This is a genomic window from Bacillus sp. JJ664, from assembly GCF_036962205.1.
Taxonomy (GTDB): Bacteria; Bacillota; Bacilli; order Bacillales; family Bacillaceae_G; genus Gottfriedia.
Genome location: NZ_JBALMS010000047.1, coordinates 22,532 through 31,947, shown reverse-complemented (window position 1 = coordinate 31,947; position 9,416 = coordinate 22,532). Strand labels below are relative to the sequence as shown.

Sequence of the window (9,416 nt, the reverse complement as noted above, 5' to 3'; positions counted from 1 at the left end):
CTTTTCAATTTCTTCTTTATTTCTAAGAAGAGATTGTTTATTTTCATTTACTAATTGATTAAACGATTTACGAAATGTTTTTCTCATGTTTGCCACTCCTATCTTAATAAATTTCTGAATATTTATTTATATTCAAAAATATCTTAACATAAAAAAATGGGCACAAACTCTTGGAATTATTACAATATTGTGTCCTTGAAAATGCGACGTTATATAATTTTTCAGAGTAAATGAGTAAATGAGTAAATGATAAGCTTAATTAACCTTTGTATATTCTTTTTCGTAAACTTCTACTTCTATACCATCAGTATTTGTTTTATTTTCTACATAAGAAAATCCATGTGACTTCCAGAATTCCTTGGCTTGATGATTATGTATTAAAACACCTAATCGTAAAGCATGAATAGTTTCTCGACTTTTTATTTGTTCTTCAAATAAAATAAATGCATTCGTGCCAAATCCATATCCCTGGTAATCTCCATGGATCATTAATAGTCCAAGCCATGGAAAACCATCTCTAGGGTTAAGTTTTAAAAAGTCGATTAGTCCTATATATGTATCATCTAATTTAATAAAATAAGTTTCACTTTGATTCGTTGATTGAAAATATTCTTTAAAAAGCTCTTCTTTTGTACGAGTAAGAGCTCCGTTTTCCATTAAATTATAATTTTGATTTGAATTGGTGATTTCGACAATTACGTCTATATATTCTTCTGTAATTTTTTCAAATGTAATCATTTTTTTAATCCCTTCATTGGTATATCAACAATTTGTTTGGAAATAGTAAGTTTGAGCAAATTAATAGATAGTGCTAATTCTCGTATGGTATACTTACTTTAAAATTATAACAAATTATGTCAAACTACATAATGTACTTATGTAGAGAGGCGATAGGAGGAAATATATATGGCAATTGTAAATGCATCAAATGCAACATTCGCAGAAGAAACAAAAGAAGGTGTAGTATTAGTTGATTTTTGGGCAACTTGGTGTGGTCCTTGTAAAATGATCGCTCCAGTTTTAGAAGAATTAGCTTCTGAATATGGTGATAAAGTTAAAATCGTTAAAGTTGATGTTGATGAAAACCAAGAAACAGCAGCTAAATTTGAAGTTATGAGTATCCCTTCATTATTCGTTCTTAAAGATGGTGAAGTAGTAGAGAAAACTTTAGGCTTCAAACCAAAAGAAGCTTTAGAAGAATTAATTACGCCACATCTTGGTTAATATTAATTTGTAGGAAATGCACTCTTTTTATGAGTGCATTTCTTTTTTTTGCCTAAAAATATCTGTAAGCGTTTTATTAAAAACATTTAATAATTTTCTTGTTGCGAAACAAGTTTTGTCGGTATATATTTAATAAGCGTAAATAGTTAACACACATTAAATATTTATATAAATTAACTGTTAAAGGAGGTTAAACTTTGAATAATAAGAATGAGTACATCGAGCGAATACAAATTGGTTTTCAAACTGCCGTTCACAAGATGCAACCAAAAATGACAGAGCAAATGAATAAACATAACATAACTGCTACTCAGTTTTTTGTATTAATGTATTTACGGAAAAACGAGAGTTGTAAAATCTCTGAAGTTGCCGAGTATATGGGTGTGAAACCAAGTGCGGTGTCATTTATGATTGATCGGTTAGAACATAGTAATTTTGTTTATCGTGAACATGATAAAAAAGACAGAAGAGTAGTAAATATTATGCTTAGTGAAGAAGGTCAAAAAAAACTTGATCTTGTTATAAAAGAAAGAAAAGCAATTTTTGAGAGTTCATTATTAACGCTTTCAGATGAAGAACTTTTACAGTTTGCATTAATAGCTGAAAAGCTTGCCAAAGCGGTAACATCTGAAATTTAAATATAGAAAAAATTACAAAGCACATTAACCCTATTACTACAATTAATTAGTTGAAAATATGGGGGAGAAAGGGGCAAAATAGTTTGAGTACAAATACAGCTATTCAAAAAGATGGTAATCGAAAGTTATTGCTAATAGGGCTTATCATAGCAATGTTTTTCTCGGCACTAGATGGTACGATAGTAGGTACGGCAATGCCAAAAATCGTAGGAGACCTTGGTGGATTAAGTATGATGACATGGCTTACTACAGCATACTTATTAACATCAACAACAGTAGTACCAATTGCAGGTAAATTAGCTGACCTTTTAGGTCGTAGAAGCGTATATATTACTGGGTTAGTCATTTTTATGGCTGCTTCAGCACTTTGTGGTGTCGCAAATAATATGACAGAGTTAATTATTTACCGTGGGATTCAAGGTATTGGTGGCGGTGTAATGATGCCAATGGCGATGATCGTAATTGGGGATATGTTTACAGGAAAAGAACGTGCTAAATTCCAAGGGGTTTTCGGTGGGATTTATGGTTTAGCATCTGTAATTGGTCCGCAAATTGGTGGATGGATTGTTGATTCATTAAACTGGAAATGGGTTTTCTATATTAATTTACCAGTTGGTATTATTGCAACAATCTTTATTGCTTTAGGTTTAAAAGGAAGAAAAAATACTGGTCCGATCAACTTTGATATCGCTGGTATGATTACAATGATTATTGGGGTTGTCAGTTTACTACTTGCATTAAGTTTTGGCGGAGTAGATTATGATTGGGGTTCATGGCAGATTATTGGACTATTTGCTTTAGCAGTAATTGGTATTATTAGTTTTATAATCGTTGAAAATAGAGCTGAAGAACCGATTCTTCCAATGTATCTTTTTAAAAACAGAACATTTGTAGCATTAAACTTAATTGGTTTCTTCATGACGATCGCGATGTTTGGTGCTATTATGTTTGTACCATTCTTTATGCAAGGTATTGTTGGAGTGAGTGCAACGGAATCTGGTACAATCATGACGCCAATGATGGTAACAATGATTATCGCAAGTATTATTGGTGGCCAACTTGTATTTAAAGTTGGTATTAAACCACAAATTATAACAGGGATGTTTATCATTGCATTAGGTTTATATCTTTTAACAACTTTAGATATGGATTCAACCAAGACGATTGCAACAATCTTTATGGGTGTAATGGGACTTGGAATAGGTTTAGTAATGCCAACGATCACATTAGCTTTACAAGAAGTATTTGATAAAAAAGAATTAGGTATTGTTACTTCTTCAAGCCAATTCTTCCGTTCAATAGGCGGAACATTTGGTGCAACTGTATTAGGTGCAGTTATGAATAGTAAATCAGGTACACTTTTAAATGATGAATTAGTACCATTTTTAAATAAATTACCAGAACAAGCAGCACCATTAGCAAATAAATTTAAAGATATGATTGATTCAAATCCTCAGTCAGTGTTTACAATGTTATTTAATGAGGATGCAAAGAAATTAATTCCGAAAGATTTATTACAAGGTATGCTACCAGTTATTAAAACATCATTAATGGAATCTCTTCACAATGTATTCTTTGTTGGATTAGGCTTTATTATTGTTGGAGCGATTTGCACACTTTTCTTAAAACAAATTAAGCTTACTAATAGAAAAGCTGGCGATGATGAATTAAAAGAAGAAGTAGGGGCCGAAACGGCTACTTCATAAGTAAAAAAGAAAAACCTATGGGAAATCATAGGTTTTTTCTTTTTAAACAGCCATTGATACTTTTTGCTTTTTCTTTTTAGCCTTGCGTTTTGTATTCCATAGTATCCATGATAATGCTAGACCTGTACCAGTTAAAATGAATAAACCAATTCCACTAATTAAACCGATCATTCCAGTATGTAAACTTTTTATAGAAAATGCAGACTGGTAAAGTTCACCAATATTTGGTCCACCATTTGGAAAAGGAATTTGATTATTTTGATTATCTTGGCTAGTTTGATTATTACTGTTCGCACTGCCATTTGCTTGCCCATTTTGATTTGTTGAATTAGAACTAGCATTCAACTGACTAGGGTTTTGCATAGGAAATTTTGGTTCTTCGTGTCCCTTGTTAAAATATAATACGATTCCTGTTACTGATTCAATTAACAAAAATACAGAAACAATTACGCCTATCCAAAAATGAACAACTCTTACTTTTCTCATATTTTTTCTCCTCTAAAATTTAATATTTATAAGAGAATAGTAAGTAGTGAAACTTAATTTTTGCTTAAAATCATAATTCAGATCATTAATATATAAATCATTTATCTAATTTAATTATTTTCAGTTTATGACTTTGCAGATTATAATAAAGTGTACAACTCCACGAAAGGGGGTAAGACATTGGACAAACATTTAAAAGAAAAACTAGCCCTTTTACCTGATCAACCTGGATGTTATTTAATGAAGGATGTTCAGGGCACGATCATTTATGTAGGGAAAGCAAAAATTCTAAAAAATAGGGTTAGATCATATTTTACAGGTTCTCATGACGGGAAAACGTATCGATTAGTTCAAGAAATTACTGATTTCGAATATATCGTTACATCTTCCAATATGGAAGCCTTAATTCTAGAAATGAATCTTATCAAAAAGTATGATCCAAAATATAACATCATGTTGAAGGATGATAAAACATATCCCTTCATTAAAATAACGGCTGAAAAGCATCCTCGTTTATTGATTACTCGAAATGTAAAAAAAGATAAGGGAAAATATTTTGGTCCTTTTCCAAATGTAAATGCCGCGAATGAAACAAAAAAATTATTAGACCGTTTATATCCACTTCGAAAATGTTCTACATTACCGGATAAAGTTTGTTTGTATTATCATATTGGGCAATGTCTTGCACCTTGTGTTAAAGATGTAACTGATGAGCAAAATCAAGAAATTGTAAATGAAATTATTCGATTTTTAAATGGTGGAGAAGATCAAATTCGAAAAGAGCTCGAGGCGAAGATGTTGGCTGCATCAGAACAATTGGATTTTGAACGTGCGAAAGAGTTTCGAGATCAAATTGTTTCTATTGAAGCAACGATGGAAAAACAGAAGATGATGAGCAGTGATCTTGTTGATCGTGATGTATTTGGTTACGCTGTAGATAAAGGCTGGATGTGTGTACAAGTATTCTTTGTTCGTAGAGGAAAATTGATTGAAAGGGATGTATCATACTTTCCAATTTATGACGAACCTGAAGAAGCATTTTTATCTTTTGTTGGCCAGTTTTATGAGAAAACACATAACATAAAGCCAAAAGAAATTTTTGTGCCAGATAAAGTAGATAATGATCTTTTAAAAGAGTTACTAAATGTTCCTGTTCTCCAACCTAAGAGAGGTCAGAAAAAAGAACTAGTTGTTCTAGCGAATAAGAATGCAAAAATAGGATTACAAGAAAAATTCAAGTTGATTGAAAGAGATGAAGAGAGAACGATTAAAGCAATCGAAAAGCTTGGAGAAATATTAAATATTGAAACTCCTTATCGAATCGAAGCATTTGATAATTCTAATATTCAAGGTACAAATCCAGTTTCTGCCATGATTGTATTTATTGATGGCAAGCCTTCTAAAAAGGATTATAGAAAATATAAAATTAAAACAGTAGTTGGACCTGATGATTATGATTCAATGCGTGAAGTGGTAAGAAGAAGATATTCAAGAGCTTTGAAAGAAAACCTTCCACTACCAAATCTAATTATCGTAGATGGCGGCAAAGGCCACTTATCAGCAGTTGAAGACGTGTTACAAAATGAGTTAGGATTATTTATTCCAACAGCTGGATTAGTAAAAGATGAAAAACACCGTACATCTGAGTTATTAATAGGACAACCACCTCAAATTGTTCAATTAGGCAGACAGAGTCAAGAATTCTTTTTATTACAAAGAATTCAAGATGAAGTTCATCGTTTTGCAATTGAATTTTATCGTCAGCTTCACAGTAAATCGATGGTTCAGTCCGCTTTAGATGGTATTACCGGAGTTGGTGGTACTAGAAAGAAAGCATTATTAAAACATTTCGGCTCTGTTAAAAAAATCAAAGAGGCAACAATTGAAGAGCTGATCCAAGCAAAAATTCCGAAAAATGTTGCGGAAGAAATTTATCAACACTTTAGAAAGTGATCGAGCATTGTTCATCTTATTTTTTTAAATAGCTTCTAGGAGCATGACGTCAATGAACACCAAATGAGGACAAAAATTCCTTGACACTATTTTCAAAATAATTTATATTAAGTTAAAAATATAATATTTTCTCTCGTAATAGAGGTGCAAAACTTAAGAGTATACTGTCATAGACGTGTGGCGTTGTTATGGACAGTTGAAAGGAAGTTTTGCCGAAATGAAATGAATCCACAATTCTTTTCGTTGGGACTGCATTTAATAGATGTAGTACTGTCGCATACTAAATGCGGGGAGCTATTGAAGAGATGTTGATGATTTGTCTATTTTATTACAATTTTTGTAAATTAGGCGCGTGAACATTGCTTCACGCGCTTTTTTGTATTCTTTTTTATGAAAAATAGGTGAGGATGAGAAAAAATGGGAATTATTGTTCAAAAATTTGGAGGGACTTCAGTCGGTTCAATCGAGCGCATACAGCATGTAGCTGATACAGTCACAAAAGCGTATAAAGAAGGTAACAGTGTTGTTACTGTTGTCTCAGCAATGGGACATCATACTGATGAACTCGTTAATCTTGCACAGCAAATTAGTCCACAAAATAGTAAGCGTGAAATGGATATGCTTTTAACAACTGGTGAGCAAGTCTCAATTTCTTTATTAGCAATGGCTATTCAGGCTAAAGGATTTAAGGCAATCTCATTAACTGGTTGGCAAGCAGGAATCCATACAGAATCTATTCATGGAAATGCTCGTATTGAAACTATTCAAACAGAGAGAATACAACGATTGATTAATGAAGGTTATATTGTCATTGTCGCTGGTTTCCAGGGCTTAAGTAATGAAGATGAAATTACAACATTAGGTCGTGGTGGTTCTGATACTACAGCGGTAGCGTTAGCCGCAGCATTACAAGCTGAAAGATGTGACATCTATACGGATGTTTTAGGTGTTTATACAACAGATCCAAGAATTGAGCCAAAAGCAACTAAATTGAGTCATGTATCATATGACGAAATGCTAGAGCTTGCTGCTTTAGGTGCAGCTGTTCTACACCCAAGGGCTGTAGAATTTGCAAAAAATTATGGATTAGTTATACAAGTAAGATCAAGTCAACATGATGAAATTGGTACGTTTATTGGGGAGGAAAATCAAATGGAACAACAATCGGTCGTAAGAGGAATCGCTTTTGAATCAAATGTCACAAGAATGACTTTAAATGGTTTATATAACCAAGTCGATCTTTTACCAAATATCTTTACAATATTGGCAACAGAGGGAATTGACGTAGACATTATTATCCAAAGCGTGACTTCAGATAATTTAGTCAATCTATCATTCTCTATTAAATCAGAAAATATGTTAGAAACAATTACAATTCTAGAATCTAAAAAAGAATATTTAGGTTATGTTTCATTTGATTTTGAAAGCGAGCTTGCGAAGGTTTCGATTGTTGGAAGTGGGATGGTTTCAAATCCTGGCGTTGCTGCAAATATGTTTAAATTTTTAGCAGAAGCTAGTATCCCGGTTAAAATGGTAAGTACGTCTGAAATTAAAGTATCAACAGTTATTCCAAAATCGCAATTACAAAATGCGGTTCATGCTCTACACAAAGGGTATGAGCTAGATCGCGTTCAAGAAGAAGTAGTTATAGAAGGATAATCATCAAAACCCCTTTAGTCATAATTTACCTTTCTAGGAACTTGATGATTAAAGGGGTTTTTAACATTTTAGCGAAATATTACCATATAATAGAAGTAGTAATTGGTAATGGAGGTTTTCATTTGATAAATGCAGGGATTGCTTATGGTGATATTGTCTTTCAATTAATATTATTAATCCTTCTCATTCTATTATTTGTTTTTATTAGTTTATTTCTCATGAATTACATTATTAAAGGTGTTAAGAAAAATAAACAACTAGATGAAATGAATCGTAAATTAGATGAGCTAATAAAGAAAAGTGAAAAAGAAAATATGAAATAAGCCTGATCAATATGATGAACAGGCTTATTTTTATTTTTTTGTAATTGGATCTTTTAGATCCCATTTTACTTGGAATTTTACTTTATCAGAACGTTTACTTTGCTCTTCGTATGTTTCTGCAATTACATCAATTTGTTGTTGGATTTGCATTGCCAAAAAGCCAGCCTCTAATTGATAAGATACATCTTTTTTATGTTGATTTCTGTATGTAACTAGTTCAGAAGTTAAAACAAAATGAACTTCTTGTTTTTTTTCATCTACAACCGTTAAAGTCCCCCAACCAGCAGTTTCAAAAAATTCGATGATTTCTTCAAATGTTGCTAAAGGATATTTTCTAGCAATCATTTTTCCCGCCCAATATAATATATCATGTTGCTCTTTACCTAATAATTCCGAAAGTAAATCATTTCGTAAGAGTTCGTAGCCAAAACCAGAAATATTCCCTGGTGTTTTTAAAATTTCATTGCCGTTCATCATGGTCGAATAGCTCTCCCTTTCCTTAAAAAACATGTTTTTATTATATACAATAAACAATAATAAAAACAATAATTGAAAACCTCAATATTTGTAGATTTACCAATATAATTGAGAAGTTTTTTCAGTAAAGAAAAATGTACGCGTTTTCTTGACCTGTAATATTAACAGGAGTAAAATGAACTTTAGATAAATCTCATAAAAATTTAGATTTTTATGGAAATTACATTATTTTCTATTTTTCTAGAATAATAGAAGCATGTAATTTTATTTTCATGTTCACAAACTAAAGGGGGCAGGGTTTTACATGAGCAACAAGAATGGCCAGGAGTTTTTCCTTAGAAAACTTCATTCATTGTTAGGAGTAATTCCAGTTGGAATATTCTTAATGCAGCACTTAGTTGTCAATCATTTTGCAACAAAGGGAGCAGAATCATTTAACAAAGCTGCTGAATTTATGGCGAATTTACCATTCCGCTATTTATTAGAAATTTTTATTATCTTATTACCGATCTTATACCATGCGATTTATGGACTATACATTGCTTTTACAGGCACTAGCAATGTGAAAAATTATGGTTATTTACGAAACTGGTTATACTTATTCCAACGTATTTCTGGAGTTATTACTTTAATCTTTATAACTTGGCATGTGTGGCAAACCCGTATTGCGGCTCAATTAGGTGCAGACGTAAATTATGATATGATGGCTGATATTTTTAGCTCAAAATTCATGATCGCGTTCTATATTGTAGGTGTTATTTCAACTATTTTCCACTTTGCTAATGGATTATGGTCATTCTTCATTTCTTGGGGAATTACTGTAACACCTAAATCGCAACGTATTTCGACATATGTTACTTTAGGAATTTTCGTTGCTCTATCAATCGTTGGATTACGTGCGATTTTTGCATTCATTGATCCGCAGCTAGCAAACATGTAAGGAGAGAGAG

Annotated in this window: 11 protein-coding genes and 1 riboswitch; of the genes, 7 read left to right on the top strand and 4 right to left on the bottom strand. The window is 32.0% G+C overall.

Features of this window, described 5'->3' with window-relative positions:
• Both V7056_RS08450 and V7056_RS08445 read right to left on the bottom strand, forming a co-directional pair.
• Nucleotides 1–87 (bottom strand): FbpB family small basic protein (locus V7056_RS08450; protein WP_499701025.1); only part of this gene is annotated, 87 nt, incomplete at its 3' end.
• Between the two features lie 168 nt (nucleotides 88–255).
• Nucleotides 256–738: a GNAT family N-acetyltransferase gene (locus V7056_RS08445; protein ID WP_499701018.1), complete on the bottom strand. Its 483-nt coding sequence runs from the start codon at nucleotides 736–738 to the stop codon at nucleotides 256–258.
• 168 nt (nucleotides 739–906) lie between these two features.
• Between V7056_RS08445 and trxA the strand changes: the two genes are divergently transcribed.
• From trxA to V7056_RS08430, 3 genes are all read left to right on the top strand, one after another.
• The gene (trxA, locus tag V7056_RS08440) at nucleotides 907–1,224 is read left to right on the top strand and encodes a thioredoxin (protein ID WP_088003600.1); all 318 of its coding nucleotides are present in this window, start codon (nucleotides 907–909) and stop codon (nucleotides 1,222–1,224) included.
• Nucleotides 1,225–1,421: 197 nt separating this feature from the next.
• The gene (locus tag V7056_RS08435) at nucleotides 1,422–1,862 is read left to right on the top strand and encodes a MarR family winged helix-turn-helix transcriptional regulator (protein WP_499701016.1); all 441 of its coding nucleotides are present in this window, start codon (nucleotides 1,422–1,424) and stop codon (nucleotides 1,860–1,862) included.
• A 152-nt stretch (nucleotides 1,863–2,014) separates the two neighbouring features.
• Nucleotides 2,015–3,568: an MDR family MFS transporter gene (locus V7056_RS08430; protein ID WP_499701024.1), complete on the top strand. Its 1,554-nt coding sequence runs from the start codon at nucleotides 2,015–2,017 to the stop codon at nucleotides 3,566–3,568.
• A 42-nt stretch (nucleotides 3,569–3,610) separates the two neighbouring features.
• On the opposite strand, the gene V7056_RS08425 is transcribed toward V7056_RS08430, so the two are convergent.
• Nucleotides 3,611–4,054 carry a hypothetical protein gene (locus V7056_RS08425; RefSeq protein ID WP_499701014.1) on the bottom strand — a complete coding sequence of 148 codons (444 nt, stop codon included), beginning with the start codon at nucleotides 4,052–4,054 and terminating at the stop codon, nucleotides 3,611–3,613.
• Nucleotides 4,055–4,234: 180 nt separating this feature from the next.
• Between V7056_RS08425 and uvrC the strand changes: the two genes are divergently transcribed.
• The 3 genes from uvrC (at nucleotide 4,235) to V7056_RS08410 (ending at nucleotide 7,989) form a co-directional block, all read left to right on the top strand.
• Nucleotides 4,235–6,007, top strand: coding sequence for an excinuclease ABC subunit UvrC (gene uvrC, locus V7056_RS08420; protein ID WP_499701012.1), 1,773 nt, complete (start codon nucleotides 4,235–4,237; stop codon nucleotides 6,005–6,007).
• Between the two features lie 131 nt (nucleotides 6,008–6,138).
• Nucleotides 6,139–6,312: riboswitch (Lysine riboswitch) on the top strand.
• A 112-nt stretch (nucleotides 6,313–6,424) separates the two neighbouring features.
• A complete protein-coding gene (locus tag V7056_RS08415) occupies nucleotides 6,425–7,666 on the top strand; it encodes an aspartate kinase (protein WP_499701010.1) in 1,242 nt (413 codons plus the stop codon).
• Between the two features lie 122 nt (nucleotides 7,667–7,788).
• Nucleotides 7,789–7,989 (top strand): DUF4083 family protein, encoded by a 201-nt coding sequence (locus V7056_RS08410; RefSeq protein WP_158093321.1) that lies wholly within the window; start codon nucleotides 7,789–7,791, stop codon nucleotides 7,987–7,989.
• A 30-nt stretch (nucleotides 7,990–8,019) separates the two neighbouring features.
• Here the strand turns inward: V7056_RS08410 and V7056_RS08405 are convergent, their stop codons facing one another.
• Nucleotides 8,020–8,466 carry a YslB family protein gene (locus tag V7056_RS08405; protein ID WP_499701008.1) on the bottom strand — a complete coding sequence of 149 codons (447 nt, stop codon included), beginning with the start codon at nucleotides 8,464–8,466 and terminating at the stop codon, nucleotides 8,020–8,022.
• Nucleotides 8,467–8,770: 304 nt separating this feature from the next.
• Here V7056_RS08405 and V7056_RS08400 point away from each other — a divergent pair, with 304 nt between their 5' ends.
• Entirely contained in the window at nucleotides 8,771–9,406 is a 636-nt protein-coding gene (locus V7056_RS08400) for a succinate dehydrogenase cytochrome b558 subunit (protein ID WP_088003615.1), read from the top strand.
• Nucleotides 9,407–9,416: the final 10 nt, after the last annotated feature.